Annotated in this window: 17 protein-coding genes; 4 read left to right on the plus strand and 13 right to left on the minus strand. The window is 45.1% G+C overall.

The features are described 5' to 3' along the window. Positions 1 to 4 precede the first annotated feature (4 nt). On the plus strand, positions 5 to 1,978 hold the full coding sequence (locus NDI34_RS03640; RefSeq protein ID WP_348231879.1) for an adenylate/guanylate cyclase domain-containing protein: 1,974 nt from the start codon (positions 5 to 7) through the stop codon (positions 1,976 to 1,978). Between the two features lie 15 nt (positions 1,979 to 1,993). After that, a complete protein-coding gene (locus NDI34_RS03645) occupies positions 1,994 to 3,976 on the plus strand; it encodes a diguanylate cyclase (protein WP_348231880.1) in 1,983 nt (660 codons plus the stop codon). Positions 3,977 to 4,035: 59 nt separating this feature from the next. Here NDI34_RS03645 and NDI34_RS03650 read toward each other — a convergent pair whose 3' ends face one another. From NDI34_RS03650 to NDI34_RS03700, 11 genes are all read right to left on the minus strand, one after another. After that, the gene (locus NDI34_RS03650; protein WP_348231914.1) at positions 4,036 to 5,580 is read right to left on the minus strand and encodes a GH3 auxin-responsive promoter family protein; all 1,545 of its coding nucleotides are present in this window, start codon (positions 5,578 to 5,580) and stop codon (positions 4,036 to 4,038) included. A 78-nt stretch (positions 5,581 to 5,658) separates the two neighbouring features. Then, complete coding sequence (locus NDI34_RS03655; protein ID WP_190673877.1) at positions 5,659 to 5,847, minus strand: hypothetical protein; 189 nt, start codon at positions 5,845 to 5,847, stop codon at positions 5,659 to 5,661. Then, positions 5,844 to 6,452 (minus strand): acyl transferase, encoded by a 609-nt coding sequence (locus NDI34_RS03660; RefSeq protein ID WP_348231881.1) that lies wholly within the window; start codon positions 6,450 to 6,452, stop codon positions 5,844 to 5,846. The genes NDI34_RS03655 and NDI34_RS03660 overlap by 4 nt, the downstream gene beginning before the upstream one ends. Positions 6,453 to 6,516: 64 nt before the next feature. After that, positions 6,517 to 7,248 (minus strand): sterol desaturase family protein, encoded by a 732-nt coding sequence (locus NDI34_RS03665; protein WP_348231882.1) that lies wholly within the window; start codon positions 7,246 to 7,248, stop codon positions 6,517 to 6,519. A gap of 325 nt (positions 7,249 to 7,573) precedes the next feature. After that, positions 7,574 to 8,596 (minus strand): aromatic ring-hydroxylating dioxygenase subunit alpha, encoded by a 1,023-nt coding sequence (locus NDI34_RS03670; RefSeq protein WP_348231883.1) that lies wholly within the window; start codon positions 8,594 to 8,596, stop codon positions 7,574 to 7,576. Between the two features lie 55 nt (positions 8,597 to 8,651). Beyond that, positions 8,652 to 8,951, minus strand: coding sequence for a 2Fe-2S iron-sulfur cluster-binding protein (locus NDI34_RS03675; RefSeq protein ID WP_190667743.1), 300 nt, complete (start codon positions 8,949 to 8,951; stop codon positions 8,652 to 8,654). A gap of 158 nt (positions 8,952 to 9,109) precedes the next feature. Further along, a complete protein-coding gene (locus NDI34_RS03680; protein ID WP_348231885.1) occupies positions 9,110 to 10,117 on the minus strand; it encodes an aromatic ring-hydroxylating dioxygenase subunit alpha in 1,008 nt (335 codons plus the stop codon). 111 nt (positions 10,118 to 10,228) lie between these two features. Continuing rightward, positions 10,229 to 11,431 carry a P-aminobenzoate N-oxygenase AurF gene (locus NDI34_RS03685; protein WP_348231915.1) on the minus strand — a complete coding sequence of 401 codons (1,203 nt, stop codon included), beginning with the start codon at positions 11,429 to 11,431 and terminating at the stop codon, positions 10,229 to 10,231. 29 nt (positions 11,432 to 11,460) lie between these two features. Continuing rightward, entirely contained in the window at positions 11,461 to 12,378 is a 918-nt protein-coding gene (locus tag NDI34_RS03690; RefSeq protein WP_348231886.1) for a ferritin-like domain-containing protein, read from the minus strand. Then, positions 12,375 to 13,223 (minus strand): SDR family oxidoreductase, encoded by an 849-nt coding sequence (locus NDI34_RS03695; RefSeq protein ID WP_348231887.1) that lies wholly within the window; start codon positions 13,221 to 13,223, stop codon positions 12,375 to 12,377. Before NDI34_RS03695 ends, NDI34_RS03690 begins: the two co-directional genes overlap by 4 nt. Further along, positions 13,220 to 14,473 carry an aromatic ring-hydroxylating dioxygenase subunit alpha gene (locus NDI34_RS03700; protein ID WP_348231888.1) on the minus strand — a complete coding sequence of 418 codons (1,254 nt, stop codon included), beginning with the start codon at positions 14,471 to 14,473 and terminating at the stop codon, positions 13,220 to 13,222. Before NDI34_RS03700 ends, NDI34_RS03695 begins: the two co-directional genes overlap by 4 nt. Positions 14,474 to 14,882: 409 nt before the next feature. Here NDI34_RS03700 and NDI34_RS03705 point away from each other — a divergent pair, with 409 nt between their 5' ends. Continuing rightward, positions 14,883 to 16,334 carry a hypothetical protein gene (locus tag NDI34_RS03705; RefSeq protein WP_348231889.1) on the plus strand — a complete coding sequence of 484 codons (1,452 nt, stop codon included), beginning with the start codon at positions 14,883 to 14,885 and terminating at the stop codon, positions 16,332 to 16,334. Positions 16,335 to 16,489: 155 nt separating this feature from the next. Here the strand turns inward: NDI34_RS03705 and NDI34_RS03710 are convergent, their stop codons facing one another. Next, complete coding sequence (locus NDI34_RS03710) at positions 16,490 to 18,121, minus strand: cyclic peptide export ABC transporter (protein WP_348231890.1); 1,632 nt, start codon at positions 18,119 to 18,121, stop codon at positions 16,490 to 16,492. A 105-nt stretch (positions 18,122 to 18,226) separates the two neighbouring features. Then, positions 18,227 to 19,939, minus strand: coding sequence for a phospholipase D-like domain-containing protein (locus NDI34_RS03715; RefSeq protein ID WP_348231916.1), 1,713 nt, complete (start codon positions 19,937 to 19,939; stop codon positions 18,227 to 18,229). A 323-nt stretch (positions 19,940 to 20,262) separates the two neighbouring features. Between NDI34_RS03715 and NDI34_RS03720 the strand changes: the two genes are divergently transcribed. Then, positions 20,263 to 20,643, plus strand: a complete 381-nt coding sequence (locus tag NDI34_RS03720; protein ID WP_190413403.1) for a hypothetical protein — start codon at positions 20,263 to 20,265, stop codon at positions 20,641 to 20,643. Positions 20,644 to 20,660 lie beyond the last annotated feature (17 nt).

Here is a 20,660-nt window from a genome sequence, read left to right on the forward strand (position 1 = left end):
TCCAATGGAAATATCTATCGCTAGACCTAATATCCTAGTAGTTGATGATAATCCTGTAAATTTAAAACTTCTCTTCCACATATTATCTGAAAAATCTTACAAAGTGCGAGTTGCACCTAGCGGTCAACTCGCACTCAACGCTTGCAAATCAAATCCTCCTGATTTGATTTTGCTTGATATCAATATGCCAGAAATGAATGGATATGAAGTTTGTCAACGTCTAAAAGCTTCTGAGAAAACTCGCGACATTCCAGTTATTTTCATTAGTGCTTTAGATGATACGAATAACAAAGTGAACGCCTTTACAGTTGGTGGTATTGACTATATAACCAAACCTTTTAAACATTTAGAAGTATTAGCCAGAATCGAGAATCAGCTACGCATTCGAGAGCTAAAAATGCAACTAATAGAGCAAAATAAGTTATTGCAAGAACACCTAGATTCACGGCGAAAAGCAGAAGTTGAACTTCGTCTTTTACTCGCAACAACTCAAGCGATTAGTCGCAAAAATAATGTTCCTTCCGTGTTACAAGCTGTACTGCGCTTAGTTGGGATAACAATTCAATGGGATTATGGTGAAGCTTGGTTGCCCACCGAAGATAATAATATTTTAGAATGCAGTCAAAATTGGTATTCTAGCCACGCTAGTTTCTGGGATTTTAAAAAACAAAATAGAACAGCTACCTTGGCTTCTAATCAAGGGCTGCCAGGTAAAATATTTGTTTCTAAAAAACCAGAATGGGTAGAAAAGATTCTAAATTCCGGAGATTTGCCGATTTTAGGCGAGGAAATAGGAAATGCTAGTTTAGCATCTGCTTTTGGAGTTCCTATTATACTAAACGAACGAGTATTAGCTATTCTGGTTTTCTATAAAAAAGGTTCGGTTCCGATTAATTTACATACCATTAATTTAGTAACCGCAGTAGCTACACAATTAAGTCCTTTAATCTATCACAAGCAAACTGAAGAAATTCTCAGAATTACTCAAGAACGCTATCACAGTATTGTTGAAAATGCAGTAGAAGGAATTTATCAAACAACACCTTGCGGGCGTTATTTGAGCGCTAACTTAGCACTGGCGAAAATTTATGGGTATGAATCTCCAGAAGAATTAATAAACAGTAGTCAAAATGTTGAAGAACAACTTTATGTTAACTCGAATCGACGGCGTGAATTTATAGAAGAAATGAATTCTAATCATGCTGTCAGGGGATTTGAGTCTCAAGTTTATCGCCGAGATGGGACAATCATTTGGATTTCTGAAAACGCGCGTTCAGTCTGCGATTCAAAAGAAAAACTTCTCTATTATGAGGGAACTGTTTCTGATATCACAGAGCGAAAATTGGCTCAAAAGCAAACAGAAAAACTTTTATTAAATATATTACCTAAACCAATTGCCGAGCGGTTACAACAAAAGCAACAAGTTATTGCCGATAGTTTTTCTGATGTTAGTGTTTTGTTTGCTGATTTAGTAGGGTTTACTAACTTTGCATCCACAAAGACTCCAACTGAACTCGTAGAAATTCTCAATCAAATTTTTATTGAATTTGACTTATTGTCTAATCGACATGGATTAGAAAAAATAAAAACAATTGGAGATGCATATATGGTAGTAGGAGGACTACCAATACCGAAAGCGGATCATGCTTCATCAATTGCCAAAATAGCGCTAGATATGCAAAATTTTATTGCTAGATTCAATACCCAAATTAATGAAAAGTTCAGTCTTCGTATAGGAATTAATATTGGACCTGTAGTTGCTGGAGTAATTGGTTTAACAAAATTCAGCTATGACTTATGGGGAGATACCGTGAATGTGGCTTCCCGGATGGAGTCAAGTGGGATTCCTGGTCAAACTCAGGTAACGGCTGCCGTTTACGAACGCTTAAAAGAACAGTTCCTTTTCCAAGAACGAGGGACTATTTCAATAAAAGGGAAGGGGGAGATGATGACTTATCTGCTGATTGGTCAAAAATAACGATAAAAACACTTTATGGATCAGGGTCAAGATTTAAAATCAAAAGAGAAAATACTGGTAGTAGACGATACTCCAGCAAATGTTAGTTTGCTAACTAAAATTTTGTCAAATCATGGATATAAAGTGCGTGTTGCTCTGAGTGGTAAGCTAGCGCTGCAATCAGTTCAGGCAAGCCCTGCCGATTTGATTTTGCTCGATATCAAAATGCCGGATATGGATGGGTATGAAGTTTGCCGACAGTTGAAAGCCTCAGAGCAAACCTGTAGTATCCCAGTTATTTTCATCAGTGCTTTAGATGCAACCTTTGATAAGGTGAATGCTTTTACATTAGGGGCAGTAGATTACGTCACCAAACCGATTGAGCCAATTGAGGTTTTAGTACGAATTGAACATCAATTACGGCTGCGTCGGTTTCAGTTACAGATGCAAACTCAGAATACACAATTACAACTTTTACTGACTACAACTCAAGCAATTAGTTCTGCTGCTGATGTAGAAGAAGCATTAGAAGTCATTTTAATCAATCTTTGTCAAAATCTCGGTTGGGATATTGGGGAAGTATGGATGCCTTCCTCGAAGGGGACTGTACTTGAATATTGTCGATGTTGGTACCAGGATATCCGTTTTGATGAATTTCGACGCCAGAGTGAGGCGTTTCGTTTTTCTCTTGGGGAGGGATTGCCAGGACGAGTGTGGCTGTCCCAACAAGTGGAATGGATCGCAGACATAACGCAGGACAACTCGACCCTTTTTCTGCGGAGTCAAATTGCCATGCAAGCGGGACTTAAAGGAGTCTTAGGAATTCCAATCGCCTTCGACCATCAAGTGCTGGCAGTTTTGATATTTTTTCATGAGCAGGAAATCACGCCGGATGAGCGATCGCTCCAACTCGTCAATGCAGTCGCGACCCAATTAGGCTCAATGATTCAGCGCAAGAAAGCGGAGGAAGTGTTGCGACAACAAGCAGCACGAGAACGGCTAATTGCTGAAGTTACTCAACAAATTCGCCAATCGCTGAATTTAGACGAGATTCTGGATGCGACAGTCAACAGCATTCGACAGTGTTTGCTTTCGGATCGGGTGGCTATCTACCAGTTCGCCGCTAACAATAACGGCACCTTTGTAGCAGAATCAGTTGGTAAAAACTACCCTCAAATGTTAGGACAGACTGTGAATCCATCCTGGATTCAAGAATGTTTTAGCACCTTTTCTCAGGGATTCCCAATCGTTTTGGACAACATTGAAAAGTTTAATTTTACAGGTGATGGGATTGAGTTTTTCCAACGCTATCAGGTCAAAGCTGTTGTAGCAATGCCGGTTTTGAAAGAAGAGCATCTGTGGGGGTTACTGATTGCTCACCAGTGTGCTGCTCCTCGTGACTGGCAGCCATTTGAAGTGGATTTGTTGTCTCAGTTGGCAAATCAGGTAGCGATCGCAATTCATCAATCCCAACTCTACCAATATGTGCAGTCTGCCAATCGGGAACTCCGGCAACTCGCTAACCTAGACGGCTTAACTCAAATTGCGAATCGTCGCCGATTTGATGAGTGTCTGAATACTGACTGGAAGCGACTAAGACGGGAACAAGCACCGCTGTCTTTGATTTTGTTAGATGTGGATTTTTTCAAACGCTACAACGATGCTTACGGTCATCTGGCAGGGGATGATTGTTTGCGACAGGTAGCTGGTGCGATTAAAAGTGTTGTCCGGCGTCCCGCGGATTTAGTGGCGCGATATGGTGGAGAAGAATTTGCCGTAATTCTTCCCAACACTGATATTGAAGGAGCGGTTTTCGTAGCAGAGGCGATTCGACAGGCAGTTAGTAACTTGGCGCTTCCCCACAGTCAGTCTAAAGTGTGCGGCTATGTAACCGTCAGTTTAGGCGTGGCGAGTAGTGTACCCAATTTAGAACTGTTGCCGCAACATCTAATTAATGCGGCTGATGCGGCACTTTATGCAGCCAAAAAAGAGGGGCGCGATCGCGTAGCGCGAGTGTAACCACTCGGTTTTTCCTTTCTATGTATGCAACTCCTGACTCAAAATCTCTAGAGAAGATGTCAGCGCAAACAACTGTTCTGAGAGACTTTTTCTAGCTCGACGAGCAATTCTTCCTCAATGGGTGCGATCTCTAACAGGGGATGTTTCAAGTCTCCCCATTTCTTGCCAGCTCGCATCCCATACAGGGTGAGGATTTCCGGGATTTGTCTTGAGACCAGCACCCGCGCTGGAGCCAGCTGTCCTAAAAGTCGAGCTTGTCGATAGTGGTGCGATCGCATCAAAGCATCATCTAATCGTTGCGCGATCGCATCGGGTGACTCTTCGGCGGTATCGAGCAAAAGAATATAACGATCTACTGGCTTTCTAGAAGGCACCAAACTCTTAAAATACGTTTTTTCTAGCGCCAAATCCTCAATGACAGAACGCACGAATTCAGAATGCAGCTTCTCACCCACGAGATCGCTTGTTGCTTGATTTCTCCCCAAAAATTCCAGACACGGCGTTCCTTGATAAAAGTGGCTGACGCGCACGCGATCGCCAATTCGGTAGCGGTACAATCCCCCTTTCTGAGAAATAATTATCTCGTAGTCAATCCCCGCCACAATCTCGTGAAGTCGGTGGATTTTCCCCTCTCCATCCTCAAACTCAAAGAACACCTGATCGAGCATCGGGACGCATCCCTTTGCCTCAATTAGGGGAATTGTCATCGGTGCTTCGGTGGCGAGGAGTCCTTTTCCCTGCACCATGACACCCGGAAACAGCGATCGCAAAAACCCTGCACCATCCGCAGCATTCGCGCTATTCCAGCAGGAAATAAGCTTCAATTCTTGCCAAAGCAGCTTCCACGGAATCTCTGGCTCCAAGAGGAGTTTAGAGCGCTTTGCTGACATTTTGTTTTTGAGTTCTTTCCACAGTCGTACTCGATGCGTCTGGATGTAGTCGAGTTGTACGCGAAGGAAACTTGGACTCCAAATCGAGATAACTTCCAGATTTTCTTCGAGTAGGAGTGCGTGGGCAAGTTTCTCCTTGAATTCCTCTGCGTTGCGAAGGCGATTCAATCCGGGAGGAGAAACCAGAAAAGGACGAAGAAATAACATTAACCATTCGTCCAGATATTCCGAATCATCCTCCAATGCGACGGGAATGCTATTTGGGCTTGCCGTATCAAGCCGGGGAGAGATGCAGAAGTATATCTTACCCGTAGAAAATCCTGGGCCATGCTGAATCAGATCATGTGCCCAAACACAGAACATCTGGTTAAAGGTAGCTCGAAGAGATTTGGTGTAAGGAATGGATTTTGCCGAGCCACTACTTCCGGAAGTCTTTTCGTAAAAGAGAATCGATTCTGGTGTCAAGATTGGCTGCTGGGTTGTTTTTTGCCGCTCGATCCACTCTTTGAGATCGTCGTAGTTAACAATCGGAATGCGATGCCAATCTGCAACCGATCGGATACCTAAAAATTTGCCATATTCACTCTTGGCAAGATTGTCTACAATTTCCTCCTGAACAGATTGCTGCGTTCTTTCGGGATTTTCTAGTGCTTGCAAAAAGCCCTTGGCGTAGGGGGAGAGAAGTTGTCCGAAAAGCTTGACAATAGGGCGCATCATATCAAATTTGTTTGGGGGATTAATTTGGAACCTCATCCCCAGCCCCTCTCCGTCAACGGAGAGAAGAGCCGGAAGTTAAGAGGGGAGCCGGAAGCTCACATCTTGCGCCAAGTCCTCAGAATAGAATTCTGGAGCGATCGCATTCCCCGTCAGAAAAGCGCGGACTAACGGAAAATAAAGGCTTCTGTAACCTGCGTAGGCAGGTTTCGTTTGTGTAGCTGCGGTTTCAACCGCCAGGTGCAAGATGTCAGGGAAGGATATCACTTGAATTTCTTGTTGGGATAAATGTGGGTCGCAACCGGAACGTAGGTTCCTTCCTCAACTACAACTCCAGGGCCAATGTGATTCCAGGCTCCTAGGAAGACGTTGCTGCCGATTTTCACCTTCTTGACATACAGCATCAAGTCCTGTTTTCTAGGTTTGATGATGTGGGAGTAGATGCCAACTCCGTGACCGAAAACTGCGCGATCGCCTACCTCAATCAGTCCGCGATCGGCAATTTCTAACTGTGGCGTCCAGTAAACGCTTTTACCAATCTTGGCTCCCCACAGTCTCAGCCATAGAGAAAAAGCACCGGGAATCAGGCGTAGCAGAGTTTCCAGCGCTGGAAACGCAATGTAGATAACTTGGATTTGGTGACTTCCCCACCAGGGTGAATACTCTTTGCTGCCTAGATAGCTGATCCCTTCCTTGACTGGGTAAAAACGCTCGTGGAGGCGATACACCAACAGGGGAAACCCGTACAGAGAAAGGAAAAGAGCCGAGATGCTGAAGATTCCTGGAAAGAAGCAGATCCCCAGAAAAGACGCGATCGCAATCAGGATAACTAAGGCGGGAAAACAGGAGAGGATTGTGCCGAGGAAAGTCATAGTGAAATTAAAAATGCTTGCATTAAAAATGAAATGAAGAACTCAATCTTTTAATTTTTAATTGCTAATTCTTCCAAGGCCACAGTAGCTTCTGAGTTAAGGTGAGGTTGATTTTGACCCCCAAAGAATCCGGCACGCGATCGCTTTTATAATACGTTCCGTGCATCCGATCCCAAAGCTTAAAGTTGGCTCCGTAGTTCCCACAAACTGAGCTGCTGGCGTGGTGCCAAGCATGATCTTGGGGTACTATCAGCAAAGGCGATAGCCAGCGATACAGCGAAGAGTTTGGTGTTGGAGTTATGGTGCTGTGACGCCACAAGTCTAAAGCTGAGCTAAGACTGACACCGGCGATGTACCAAGTGGGATCTTGCAGCAGATAAATAAATAGAGCGTGAACCCATAAGTAGACGATCAAAAAGCTCGTCCACAGAGTATTTCTAGAAGTAGACAAGACATTCATTTCGGTGCTGGTATGATGAACCGCGTGGAGAGACCAGAGCCACCGACTATGAAGCAAGCGATGGTTCCAGTAGTAGATGTAATCCACAAACACGAAGCTCAGCAAGAATGCTGCGACTGGAGGCAGAGCAAGCAAGGCGCGATCGCTGGGTAGAAGATAGTGGTACAGATGGTAAACTACTGTGAGCTGAAGAATTGGGATGAGAACACCCTGAAAAAACAGACCAACAGCATCTAAAATCCAGTCCTCATAGGTTCTCATTCGCAAGGCGGTAAAACTGCGCTGATTCGCCACAGTCAGCGTCATTAAGACCGCAAAAGTAAAGAATACTCCCATCGCTAATCACTCAATTTAGGGAATGTTGCCTGATATTGAATCGTCATCATTTGGAAGCTCATCCCCAACCTCTCTCCGTTAACGGAGAGGGTGCCAGAGTGTGGGGAGAGGTTTGTCTATTCCTGGGTCATTTCCCTCGTGAACAAAGGGAAATTAGGATTTCTTTCTCCCCGTTAACGGGGAGGGTTGGGGTAGGGTTACAAAACCCGCCTCATTTCCCTCGCTAAGGAGGGGAAGTACAATTTCTCCCTCCTCGTTAACGGGGAGGGTTGGGGTGGGGTTCCGGATTCCCAGTGATTGATAAGCATTGATAGACTCCCACCGATTAAACCCAAAAGGTTACTTGAACAGACTTATCCAAGAGAGTTCTAGGATCTTCTCCTGCTTCAATCTTGCTCCGAATCGATTCAACTAGGACGTGGATTGTGTCAGCTGGCGTATTGGCAAACTGGGTGCCGTACTTTTCGATTACCTCTTGCTGAATACCAAGCGCTTCCACATCCTGACGGATAATATATTGGGCAGTCCAGCGAACAAACGGACGCGCAATCTTGTTCCAAATGCCGTAGTTAAAAGTTACGTCTGTATAAACGAGAGTTGAATCCTCCGCTTCCGGAATCGACTGGCTGGTAATAAACAGCCTTCTTTTCGGTGCCATATCATATTCCACGCTGGTAACGTTTGGCATATGGAAGCTATCCGTGTGCCGAATCTCGTAACCTTTGCGATTCAGAAAGCGCGTGTACCAACCGAGGTTAGTCGTTTCGTTGCGGTATTCTGCGAAAACTGAGCCATCTCGCCTCTCTACCGTCATTTCCAGCTTTTGCTTGCGAGAAGTGCGGAATACGCCAGGGTGAACCGAGGCGGTGTGAGGAATATCGATAAAATTTTCCGCACAGTTGGTAACGTTGTTCCGAAAACGGTTAATAACCCGTACCGTCTCCCATCCAGGCTTTCCGTAGTAAGGCATTTGAAAAGGCTCAAACTCCTCACTCGGCTTTTGTGCCAGCCTCACATAGACGTATCCATCCTGCTCTCTAGTGTCATAATGCTGAGTGCGACGAGCATGAGTCACCTTAAAATCTTCTCCCTCTGCGGGGACAGCGACTACCTTCCCAGTTTTGTCGTAAACCCAGCCGTGGTAGGGACATTGGAGCATTCCCTGACAGACTTTTCCTTTAGAGAGACGGCTATTTCTGTGCATACAGCGATCGCGCAACGCCACCGGCTTTCCGTCATCTCCTCGAAAAACTGCCAGCCATTCCCCCAAAACCGTGCGTTCTAGCACAGTATTCGGCTTTAGTTGTTCGCTGAGTGCCACAACATACCAGAAATCTTCAAATTTCACTAATCCTCCACAATAAATTAAAAACTAACAATAAGAAATAGAAGATTTTTTGGCTTCATTCTTTATTATCAAAAGCAAAGATTTCAAGGTCACTGCTGAGATCCAACTGACAAGCCAACCTTACTTGATTATTTCCTGGCGCTAGAGTTTCCAACACCTCCTTTTCATCTTCACTTGGAGCAGGAATCTTCCCTTTTATAACTACAAGGCACGTCCCACAAATCCCGGTACGACATCCAAAGAGTACCGGAGAATTTTGCACCGTCAGATGCTCCGAAAGATTAGAGTGCTTCTCCAAGGTTAGGGGAGAATAATCTGTCCCTGGAAAGCGGATGATACAGCATTTCTCATTCATATTTAATTCAAGATTTGGAATTAAAGCTTAATTTTCTAACAATAAAAATAATAACTAACCTCTTCTTTCTCTTCTTCTTCCTTCGCGTACTTCGCGTCCTTGGCGGTTCGTAAACAAAATGTTGTTGTAGCCAACAAAGTTACTATATTTAAAACCGTTTATTTTGTAATATTAAAATCTTTAGACCATAGAGAAACTTTAAGTTGATTCACATAATGCATATACTTAACCAATGGCGTATCAATACTCAGAAGTGCGTTGGGATTATAACGAATATTGTCATAAATTTGCCCATCTTCCCCTTTCAAGGCATAGTATGCTAGACGTGTGAATAAGAGTAATAGTTGCGTCACCAACCACCCAAACATTCCTTTTCTTTTCTCTGCTACATAAATCGGTTGAATGCGGGTTCTTCCAGGCGCAACTGGAGTATAGGCATAGATCATGTGCAGTGAAGGAAAAAGCCGAACATTCTTCATCATCGTCAAAAGTCCGATGCAGCCATCGGCATATCTCATAGAATATTCATAAGTATCGCCGACAATTTTTCGTCCCAGCCGTTCTCTCCGAGTCGTTTTAGGAAACTCCCCTTGAAGGGTAAAATCTATCACATTGCCAGATTGATTCTGATGCAAGGATAGATTCATATTGATATCTACTTTGTGAACAGTTTGTAAATGTTGAGCATCAATGCCATTCATCATACAAATGTGATGATGACAATTCCGCTCAAATGCTTTGTCGTATACTGTTACAATTGACTTGCCTTTAAGTTCATCAAATTCTGCTACACCTTCTGGTGCTTTTGAATCTGGATACACCCAAATCAAACCGTATTTTTCATCAGTAGCATAAGATTGCAGGCGAGCTTTTTCGGGGATTGACGATTGACAGGGGATATCTTGACACTTTCCTTCTCCATCAAATGCCCAATGATGGAAAAAACAACGAATCGAATTTCCATCAACTCGCCCAATTCCTAAATCGGTTCCCAGGTGAGGACAATAGGCATCTAAAGCACGAACTTTTCCATCTTGTCCGCGAAAGACAACAATTTTTTGTCCGCATATTTCCAAGGATTTTGCCTTGCCTGGATGAAGTTCTCGGCTAGGGCAAGCAATATACCAGCCTTTAGCAACAACATCCCAATTGTTAAATATTTTCATTTTCAAAAGGGGTTGCGTGTTTAGATTTTGAGACTCGTTCATATGAAAAAGTAGGAAATATGCACGGTTATTTGTCAAGTCGGTAATGGGTAAAATTTTTCCTAAGCCCAATTACCAATTACCAATTGCCTTCTTTTGAGTAGCAAGGTACTGGGGAATAGAATTAGCAGCCATGATGGACATCTCCCGGTTACTTGCCCAAGCGTAGTCAACTTTTTCGAGGTAAACTTTGTAGGAATCCATCGCTTCTGTACGGGTTTTGTAGCTGAGGTGCAGCCCTTCAGATTCCTCTGTGAAGCACAATCGCATCATTTCTTTGGCTTCTGGGTCGCTCATTCCAAAAATAGGCGAGCGCAACACCTCGTAAATTGCCGAATAGAGGGCGGGGTCGTACCAAAAGATACCGTTAATCGCGGCGGAAAAATGATAGTGATCTCGCTGACAGCCGCGTATCCCCAGATTAGCGACTAACTTCTCGAAAGCAGTTGGTGGCTTGAGACACTTCACCACGTCATGGGAGAGAATCGTAGAGCTGTTAAAGTGAAAGCTCTCATCCATGAAGTGATAAAAGGAAATTTTCGAGGGAATGGGAGCGTTTTCTGAGTTGGGATGTTTTTGGTAGTAGTTGCTGAGCTTATGCTGCACCAGCTTACCGTTTAACGTCCGGATACCCCGAACGGTGAAGTATTGGCAAGCGAGGAAAGTATTGCCTGCTGAGAGCATTCCAAAGCTTTGCAACTGGAGTTTTTTCCACCACGTCTTGAGAGCGTTGGTGTCAGCAAAAATCATTGTCTCTGCAAACGGCCCGCGCATAGGATAGCTGAAGACGCGCTTGCCAAAAAGCTGTGTTTCCACCTCGCTAGAGATTTTTCGGAAGGCGCTGATATGTGCCCTTTCCTGAGCAGATTCTAAGTCGAGCGTATCGCAAACTAGGCGGAAGTCCTCCTGGGCGTAAAGTCCGGCGGCGCTAGTCTGATTAAAGTAAATCGTGGCAATTTCTGCGGAAACGATCTGCGAATAGTAAGCCACCCAATAAAGTTGGTTTAAGATTATCCTTTGGCTTACGCTCGCTTGTTCCCACAGTGGAGTTCCGTAGAGTAAGGAATATTCTTCCGGATTCCAATACTCATCTTTGCAGTCTTCATATCGGAAAGATGCTGCGGCTTCGTCGAGCAGTTGGGTATGATCCTGCTGTTTATTGCGCGTGTGGTTGATCTGAAGCTTGCGATAGACTTTTGAGTTCTCTAGAAGGGTGTTCCCTTTGGTTTCGTTAATCTGAAGTTGCTGGTCAACCTTTGGGTCTTCTAGAAGCATGTTGTCTTTGGGTTCGTTTAGTGTTTTATTCATACGCATTTTTCTGCGGGGAAAGGCTGGAACGCCCCCCGATTCTCTAGTTCTTGAACGATAATTCCCGCCTCTTCTCCCCGCATCAGGGAACGCAGGAGATTGAGACGGATTCCGCTATGAGTCTCTGTGTCGAGTTCCTGGAAGATATTCAGCTTTTGTTGGCGGGACAAATGACCCTTCACTTGCTCAATGGCAGTGACGACGCTTTGAGGCCCTACCCGAACCATCTGCAAAAATAGGGCTAGGGTTTCGATGATGGTTGCTTGACTTGCTTGGGAGACGGATATCTGGTTGAACAGAGTGACTCCGGTGCCGTGGTGACGGCTCTCGTCTTGCAAAAATCCCTCGAATATTGCAGCCATTTGAGGATTTACACAGTCTTTGGCGAGGCTTCTGTAATGGCTCAAACCCCACCCCTCCAGCACTACCTGAAGCACAAATAGCAGGACTGTTTTATCCTGGGTTTCCACCAAATCTGCCAGGAAGCGTAAGAAGGGGTCGTCTGTCCCCACGAGGTCTTTTTCCGGCAAAAAGCGACTAATCTGGGCAAGGTGAGTCACTTCGTCGGAGCTGAAGAGTGCGTAGAGCATTCGCTCCTCGGTGGTTTCTGCCAGCAGCACCATTTTTGCCATGTAACCGACTCCGGCTTTTTCGATGAAATAGGCTTCTTCTAGAAGCCCGCCACTACATCGCCGCAGGATTTCTGATTGCTCTTTTTGGCTGGAATTTTGGAAAATCTGGACTTTCTCAAGACCAAAGTGAGCGGCGTCCCAGTAGGAATTGCTCATAAATTCTGGGGAAATCGGATCGGCACCCAGCCGACTCTTCAAGGCTGAGGAGAGTACGCGACGCAGCTTGTCGTCAAAGGAGATGTGGGGCAAATCGAAGCCTGCTGTTTTTTGGTATTGATTCATCGGCTTTGTCTCCCCATAAATAGCCGTCGATAAATCATTTTTGATAACGGTAGGCGCACCCTATCTGGCAAGATTTGTTGATAAATATGGGTAAAATTGGCATCCCAGCCGACTCGACAGCGGAGTTGGCGATCGCTTCCTTCGGCAATATCAGCAACCCGTTTGGCGACCAGATGCGTATTATCCTGAGCCGTTGAGATAACTCGCTGATTCAGCCTCCGGTAGTTTTCCGTCTGGATTCGATAAGTTTCAGCGTTTCCTTCCCCCCAACTCATATTCTTGCCATTATTCGTCGTCTTGCTGGCTCCAGGTTCTACCAAGGCGACACGAACCCCGTGGGACTCAAGCTCGTAATAAAGACTCTCTGCTAAGCCTTCCAGAGCATACTTGCTGGCGCAATGAGCCGAGGTCAAGGGAAAGCCGGTAAAGCCGAAGGTGGAGGAGATAAAAATTAGGGTTCCCTGCGCTTCCCGAATCAACGGAAGCAAAGCGCGAGTCAGGAACACCCCACCGAAGAAATTCACCTCAAATTGACGGCGGATTTGCTCCTCGCTCAAATCCTCCAAAGCGCCGTAGAACCTGTAGCCTGCATTATTTACCAAACAATCCAGCCGACCTGTTTGGCGAACTGCCTCAACTACGGCATCTCGTTGGCTGGGTTCGGTGATTTCTAGACTGAGAATCGTCAAGCGATCGCTATATCTTTCTAACGATTCTGCGAGGATTTCCCGTCGCTGCGGTGCGTTCCGCATCGTACCAATGACGTGCCAACCCCGCCGAAGAAACTCATCAACCATAGCCCGACCAAAGCCGGACGAACAGCCTGTAATCAATACAGAACTCATCTCGCCTCCGGGGTTAGGGAGAGAGGAGGAAGGACTGAGTGCTGAGGACTGAGTGCTGAGGAGGGAGGACTGAGGACTGAGGAAGAATTCTCCTTTACCTCTCGGCTTCCCTGACCTTCGGCTGCGAGAATTGGGGAGTCTTGCACCTCCTTCCCTTGCAGGGAAGGGGGTTGGGAGGTTAGGTCTGCCTTATTCAAATCATATTGCCGATGCTCCTCCTCCGGCAAAGCCGCCTCCCAAGTTCCCCACGCGATCGCTTTCTGTTTCTCGACGTGCTGGATGAACTGGATAATCGACTTGTCCTCTTTCGTCGGAGTCTGAAAGTCAAACTTAATCGTTTGGAAAACTTGGGTGTCTCCTTTGGCAAAGTAATTCCCCACCATCTTCGTCAGCCAAAGTACGATTCGGTTAAAGATCCAACCGAGTACACCCAGACGCTTCTTAGTAATTAATAAAGTCTGTCCTTCAGTTTTTCCGGCTTCGGTGAGGCGAAGGGCAAACATGATGTAGAAATGGAGGAAGTCTGGCCCAAGTGTCACAGTGCCAGTGCTGCCGTACCAGTAGCACATACTATAAGTAACTTCATTTTTATATAAGGGGCGGATTAGTTTTACAAACAGAGATTCGTCCCCTCCCCGCGTGGTGTTACTGAAGGCGATCGCGTTTTCGTCTTCCTGCTTCTCAAACACAATTTTCAGTGGCAGGTTGTGAACGGTATTGAAGTGTTGGGCGTCGATAGCGTTGATCATCACCACATTGGGGTGACAGTTCTTCACGAAGCGAGACGCGATAGCTGCATCGCATTCTTCGTCTTTGAGTTCCGGAGGGCACGGTAAAGGCTGTCGTGGCGTTTCCCCCGTCCAAACCCATACCATTCCGTACTTTTCCGCCGTAGGCCAACTTTGCACCTTCGCTGGAAGCGGCTTTTCCAAGCACGGAATATGGATACACTTTCCCGCTTGGTCATACTTCCAGTTGTGGAAAAAACAGCGAATCCCGTTCCCTTCAACTTTTCCTTCGGCAAGATGTGCGCCCATGTGGGGACAGTACGCATCGAGAGCGATCGCTTTCCCGTCCTCGCCCCGATATATCGCCAGTTCCCTCCCCAAAAGGGTTACAGGCTTTACTTCACCCACTTTGAGATTTCGAGAGGGAATAGCCCAATACCATCCCTCAATAAAGCGATCGGAATTGTTAAAAGTTTGGGTTTTGCGAAGAGCATTAGACGCTTGCAAATTAAAATTCATCATAATTTATATAGTAATAACGTTCAAAACTTCACGCCTGCGTGAATGTGCCGATCCAGAAAGCTTGACATAGGGAAGTTTCCCGCATCCATCTAACCCTAAAATCAGTTTGGGGTTCATATTTCTTTATTACACTAAGGATTTGCTAAGCTCTGGAATTTATGACTTAACTTAGTAAACTTTTGTTTCAACTTAATTTGATTCATTCAATATTTCATTAAGCAATATATAGAATTTGTTTAATTTTAGTTTGTCTTATAGTAGTCTGCGTTTAGCGTTAGAAATTTAAGACTTATTTATAGACTCTTCTTGTCTTCCCTCTCTTTCCTTCGTGTCCTTCGTGCCTTCGCGGTTCGTAAAAAAAGAAAACTTTACAAGTTCTTTAGCACTACTTATGAAATTTAAACCATTCATGAAAAACTCTTTAGGGTCGGAAAGATTAGCCGAAAGAGTGTATCAACGTGCCCAACGAGGTGTACCCGCTTACAAACAGTTTTTAGAAACTCAAGGAATTAAAGCACGAGTTCCATTTAACCAACTACCTTTGTTAGATAAAAAATATTATGCTTTAGCTTATCCATTTGAGGAATTGCTAGCAGATAATGCTGATAAAATTTATGCGATAGCTCGTTCTTCTGGATCATCCGGAAACTCATTTTATTGGCCTATTCTAAAATCAAATAGCCGTTTTGTCAGTCTTAAAACCCGGATATTTCTGGAACGAACCTTTGCTGTACACAAGAAAAAAACGCTGGCAATTGTTGGACTTAGCTTAGGAAGTTCTCTCGGAGGAGTATCGTTTTTCTGGGCGTTAAATAATATGGCAGCGAATACGCCTTATCCTTTCTGGGTATTCTGTCCAGGTATCCAGCAAGATGATATTATTGAAATGATCTGCAAGATGAACCCATTGGTAGATCAGATTATTCTATTGATTGTACCATCTGCGATCGCGCATCTTCATCTAAAGGCAAGTGAGGGAAAGCGATCGCTTCCATTAGAAAAATTAAGATACATCGTAATTGGCGAACCTTTTCCAGAAAGTATCCGCACTTCTTTGCAAAATCGTGCGAAAATAGCAGAAGATATTCCATTTATGTTTTCCATGTACGCCAGCGCCGATACTGGGGGGCTGGGAACTGAATCTCTCGCTTCGATCGCTTTGCGAAAACTACTGTATCGTAACCAGAAACTTGCTAATTCGCTAGGTCTAGAATCTCCCATTCCTCACTTCTTTCATTTCATTGCTTCCGACACTTTTGTGGAACTTGTTGATGGTCACTTTTGCGTGACTCGTTGGCAAGGAATTCCGCTAGTGCGCTACATTCTCTACGACCGTGTTGCGTTATATAGTTGGAGCAAATTAAGAAAAGCAATTCTTACTTCGGACAAGCTAGATTCTCAGGATGAAGCTTTAGTTAAGATTATTGCAAAATCTAGCCCTTGGCTTCCAAATATTTTAGCAGTCACGGGTCGCTCAGATAGTTGTTTAATTCTTTTAGGGACTAATCTTACCGAATATATGTTGGATGCGGCGGTAAAATCCGAAGAACTAAACGATATTCTCACCGGACTATACCGCGCCCGGATTCTTTACCAAGAAGACCAACAGTATCTAGAGTTCAATTTGGAACTTCGGCAAGGCATCACCTCCGATGAAGCAGTCAGCGATCGCGTCTATCACTCTTTAGTAAAAACATTAGGGCAAGTTCAACCCGAATTCCTTGATGATTGGAAGCGCGTTTTTAGCGCTTGGGACAACGTTCCGAATAAACGTATTCTCCGGCTGATTTTTTTACCTTGGCCTGATTTATCTCAGAACACAGAGAACACTATCAAACAAAGAGGAATTGTTAATCAATAATTATAAAGGCTAAAAAAATTTACCCTCATCTTTACTTACGAAAATTCTTTCAATTCTCTCATAAACGAGAAAGAAGCATATTTCCTCCTCCCCGTTCACGGGGAGGGCTGGGGTGGGGTTCCGAATTACAAGTAAGGGTTTAAGAAAAAATATTATCAACCATGTAAGCCTTTATCATATTGCACTTTCCCATAATCCAACTTCACAATCCTATCGGCAACTTCAAAATAGCGGTCATCGTGACTAACAACCAGAACCGTTTTACCTCTACTTTTTAACTCTGGCAACAGTTGCGTGTAAAAAACTTCCTTGAAGACTGGGTCTTGATCTGACGCCCATTCGTCAAATATATAAATAGCACGATCTTCCAAATACGCCGTTAATAAAGCAAGACGCTTGCGCTGTCCTTGGGATAAGGCAGTAGTGGAAAGGATACCGTCTTTTACCTGCACTTTACGATCTAATTCCAGCTTTTCTAAATACTTTTGGGTTTGGTTAGTTAGTGATGGAGTGTCTAATCCTAGAAGACGGTTGAAGAGATAGAAGTCAGAGAAAACAACTGAAAACTGTTGGCGATACCACTCGCGATTTTTATCTGTAATCGCTTTACCGTCAAATTGAATTTCTCCTGATTCCGGAATATAGAGTCCAACTAGCAGCTTCACAAGAGTAGATTTGCCACTCCCGTTCCCACCCACAATAAACACTAATTCTCCACGATGAAAAGTTACGTCGAGTGGTCCCAAAATGAAGCGATGTTCTTCCCGTTCGCCACGGTAAGCATGAGTCACTCCCACTAATTTTAAAGAACTCCACTCAATCTGTGAATCTAGCGTCGTTGTCAGATGCTCCTCAGTTCTCTGGGCTACCAACGATAAGCCAAGCGATTCAATCTTATCTAAAGCAACATTCGCTCTACTTAAATCGGGAAGAGTGTTTAAAATCCCCCGCAACGGAGTAATCATAAATACGATTGTTAAGGCGTAGCCGGATAGAACAGAAACAGGAATATTTCTTAGTAAAGGTAAACCAAAAATCAGCAACCCAATGGGAACGAAGAACAACAGTAGCCCCCAACTTCCAGCAAAAGCGAAAATACTCATTGCCGCAACTCGGTAATGGCGCGAAGATGCAGCGGCAGCCTGGAGGTCTTGAGAGAGAAACGCTTGGCGTCTAGAGTGGTGCAGCTTGAGTTCCTTCGTCCCCTCCGTGGTAGTCCGAAAATGCTCGTATAACCTATCTCGCACTTCGCGGGAAAGCTTGAAAGAATCCCTACCCTTCGTCACCAGTAGAGTATGACTCAAGATTCCTAACGCCATGAAACCTAGGATGAAAAAGAAAAGAGGTACAGATAGCCAGATCAAATAGAGCAGGCACCCCACTAAAATGGCGAGATTTACAAATAGTCCGGAAACGGAAATAGAGGCACTAGAAATTACCTCAATATCTTCTGTGAGGGTCGCGAGAAGCCGGGAGGAACCAATTTCTTCTAAGTGACGCAAGGGACAAGCCAGAATGCGTTGATTTAAGAGCATTCGCAGATTGAAGATGACCTCCTCTGCTAATCGGGCAATCAGGACTTGGGACGCAGTCATCGTCACAAACAGAAGAAAGCACAAACTAACAAAGCTCCAAGCTAGGGTCGTTGTTGGTAGTTGAATATCTCTTAAGGTGAGGTTAATCAGGGCTATTAGACCCGCACTACTCCCACCACTGAGAAGACCTGTCAATGCAGCCAAAATGACTGTTACCCAAGAATTTTTGAGGAGAAGGCGGATCAGCTTCATGGCATAACACCCCAGTACATTAAGACCAGCACTATCCTGTCAGATGCTAGTCCAATTGTCGTTAGCGTCGGCAAATTGTCCCGATCCGGAAAGAAGGAGCAGTTGCTACCAAGTCACGCGATCGCTTAATTTTTCGAGCAAGCTGGGGCCAACTCCTGGCACTTTGTCAAGGTCTTGTAACGAGGTAAAAGATTTCTGCTGACGCGCCTCAATAATGCGTTGCGCTAATTTTGGCCCAACTCCAGGCAATGCCTCGATTTCTTCTTGAGTTGCAGTATTGAGGTTGACCAGATAGGGATCGGGCTTAGGGCTAGGGACAGAGGATTGAGGAGAATTAGAGAGACTTTTCGGTGGTTGCGCCTTTTGGATCGGAAGTTTGGCTTTTGGATTGGCATCTGGAGTGGTTTGGGAGGGTTGAGAAGCTGTTGTTTGCTGGGAACATTGTTTCTGTTGTGCTTGTATTTTCTGCCCAATCCCATCAGGAACACCTAACACAGCATTCTTATAAAGGCGGTCAAATTCGCGCTCATAATGGGCAGCAACAGTCGGACTTTCAATGACTAACACCGTCTCATCATTGCCGCTATTGGCGGCTTCTGACCAGTTGTGGGAGCCAGTGATGACGTTTTTTTTATCCACTACCCCAAATTTGTGATGCAACAAATCGCCCTTTGGCAGTAATGGCACGCCAACTGTGGTAATCGGTTCTTGCCAGGGGCGGTTATCAACCTCATACTTGCATTGATTGCTTAGGGCTTGCCCCATCATGTCCAAAGCTTCACTGTAGGGGCGATAGACAAAATCGGGATCGATTAAAGCCCGTACCTGCACCCCATTTTGATGGTCGGTTTCTAAAATATTCGCTAAATGCTGATCGGAGAAGACAAACAACGCCATATCAACACTTTGGGCGGCGGTACTTAAGGTTTTGCCAATTAAGCCGTTACTGGTTTGATTCCAGGGTTGAGTGGTCGAAGTTGGAGAAAACTGGACAGTGACGGTGGTATTGACCAACTTGACTTGCTGTGGGGGTCGATAGGGCTTTTTGATGCCAAATTTACTATCAGGGTTGCCTCCTGGCCCATCGCCCCACATCACGTTAAACTCTTGGGTGAAAAGGGTTGCCAACTCCGGACTATCGATTTTCAGCAAGTTATTGGCATTGCCCAAACTGCTAGGCTTGGCAAAATCACCGTGAATATCCGACGTTGTAAAGTTAGCGGAAGTCACGATAAGTTTTGCGTTATCGACAATCACAAATTTGTGATGCATCAGGCTGCTGCCTTTGGAACCGTCAGCGGTATCGTCAATTGTCGGAATACCCGCATTGCGTAACATGACCAAGGCATCTCCTTGGTTAATTTCCGCTGGACTGAGCTGATTATCGCCGTTGCGGTCTACTAATTTGAGAAATTCTTGATAGCGTTGCTGTTCTCGTTGCGGCAGTTTTGCTAACTCTGCTGAAGCGATCGCACTGAGAGGAGGACTGTAGGTATTTTCTAAAATTACCCGAACTTTTACCCCAGCCTTTTTGCGATCCACTAGCGCTGTTGCAATCTTCGGTAAGCGCAACTCCTGCACCGCCACATCAACGCTGGATTTCGCAGACGCGATCGCATCGACAATTTGTTGCTCTAAATCATCTCCCTGTCGTCGTTGCTGGCGATACGGCTCAGTATATTCTGCCGTTTGGGCGTGGTTGAAATATACCTGAACAAAAGGATCTTGCGGCAGAGGCGTGAGACGGGAATTCTGCGACTGCACTCGCTGACACGCGCCGAGAGTTAGCGCCAGCAGTAACGTGAAGCCCAGACGGATTGTCGGCGGGGAAAAAAGAAGATGCACGGGAAGTTGGATTCGCTGATAGATAAGAGAGGATAGGCGAACTCGCCATCCCTTTTTTACGTCATCGAAGCATAAATTTCTTTCATCACCCACACGATAACCTGACGGATTCGTGGTGTCATCACCGATTTTTCGTCAGCAAGCGAAAACGATTCTCAAAGACTTGCCCCTCTTGCATTAACATAAACTGCAAGCGGACAAAATATTCGATCTTGTCCAACCGCCCACGGCGGAGAGTTTCCACAGGATAAAAGCTTTGTGGGGGTGGGAGGCACCAAGCCACACCACTATTTTTTATGCCAACCAGAAAAAAAACGTTTTCGTGCGGTCACAAAGGTCATGGTCAAACCTGCCATCGCTGCGTTCAAGAACGCGCCACCTGGATTCAAAGAAAACAGGAAAAACAGGAGTGGGAAGAATCTTTTTCACTCGATCCGATTAATTTAAGACATCTTCCCGCTCATTTGGTAGTGAAGGCGCGTGCCATCATCGCTAGATTGGAGGGTAGCCGGAACTATATAGAATTTAGGGGCAAGCGGATGCGCCACAACCGCTTGATTATTAGTATCCCTTTGAGCCGCGACTACCGGATGATTTGCCGCGACTGCGGGACGAAGCTGGTGCCAGAAGAAGTCATGTCTCACGAAGAATATAACGTCTGCAAACCTGGTAGTTAGGTGAGAGACGCTCTAGC

The organism is Trichocoleus sp. DQ-U1 (assembly GCF_039961925.1).
Lineage (GTDB): Bacteria > Cyanobacteriota > Cyanobacteriia > Cyanobacteriales > FACHB-T130 > FACHB-T130.

Coding starts and splice junctions, on each gene's coding strand:
- NDI34_RS03660 (WP_348231881.1), bottom strand. CDS start 6,452: ATGACTTTCCTCGGCACAATCCTCTCCTGTTTTCCCGCCTTAGTTATC.
- NDI34_RS03710 (WP_348231890.1), bottom strand. CDS start 18,121: ATGAAGCTGATCCGCCTTCTCCTCAAAAATTCTTGGGTAACAGTCATT.
- NDI34_RS03675 (WP_190667743.1), bottom strand. CDS start 8,951: ATGAATGAGAAATGCTGTATCATCCGCTTTCCAGGGACAGATTATTCT.
- NDI34_RS03720 (WP_190413403.1), top strand. CDS start 20,263: ATGCCAACCAGAAAAAAAACGTTTTCGTGCGGTCACAAAGGTCATGGT.
- NDI34_RS03645 (WP_348231880.1), top strand. CDS start 1,994: ATGGATCAGGGTCAAGATTTAAAATCAAAAGAGAAAATACTGGTAGTA.
- NDI34_RS03705 (WP_348231889.1), top strand. CDS start 14,883: ATGAAAAACTCTTTAGGGTCGGAAAGATTAGCCGAAAGAGTGTATCAA.
- NDI34_RS03695 (WP_348231887.1), bottom strand. CDS start 13,223: ATGAGTTCTGTATTGATTACAGGCTGTTCGTCCGGCTTTGGTCGGGCT.
- NDI34_RS03685 (WP_348231915.1), bottom strand. CDS start 11,431: ATGCTTCTAGAAGACCCAAAGGTTGACCAGCAACTTCAGATTAACGAA.
- NDI34_RS03680 (WP_348231885.1), bottom strand. CDS start 10,117: ATGAAAATATTTAACAATTGGGATGTTGTTGCTAAAGGCTGGTATATT.
- NDI34_RS03690 (WP_348231886.1), bottom strand. CDS start 12,378: ATGAATCAATACCAAAAAACAGCAGGCTTCGATTTGCCCCACATCTCC.
- NDI34_RS03665 (WP_348231882.1), bottom strand. CDS start 7,248: ATGGGAGTATTCTTTACTTTTGCGGTCTTAATGACGCTGACTGTGGCG.
- NDI34_RS03700 (WP_348231888.1), bottom strand. CDS start 14,473: ATGATGAATTTTAATTTGCAAGCGTCTAATGCTCTTCGCAAAACCCAA.
- NDI34_RS03640 (WP_348231879.1), top strand. CDS start 5: ATGGAAATATCTATCGCTAGACCTAATATCCTAGTAGTTGATGATAAT.
- NDI34_RS03650 (WP_348231914.1), bottom strand. CDS start 5,580: ATGCGCCCTATTGTCAAGCTTTTCGGACAACTTCTCTCCCCCTACGCC.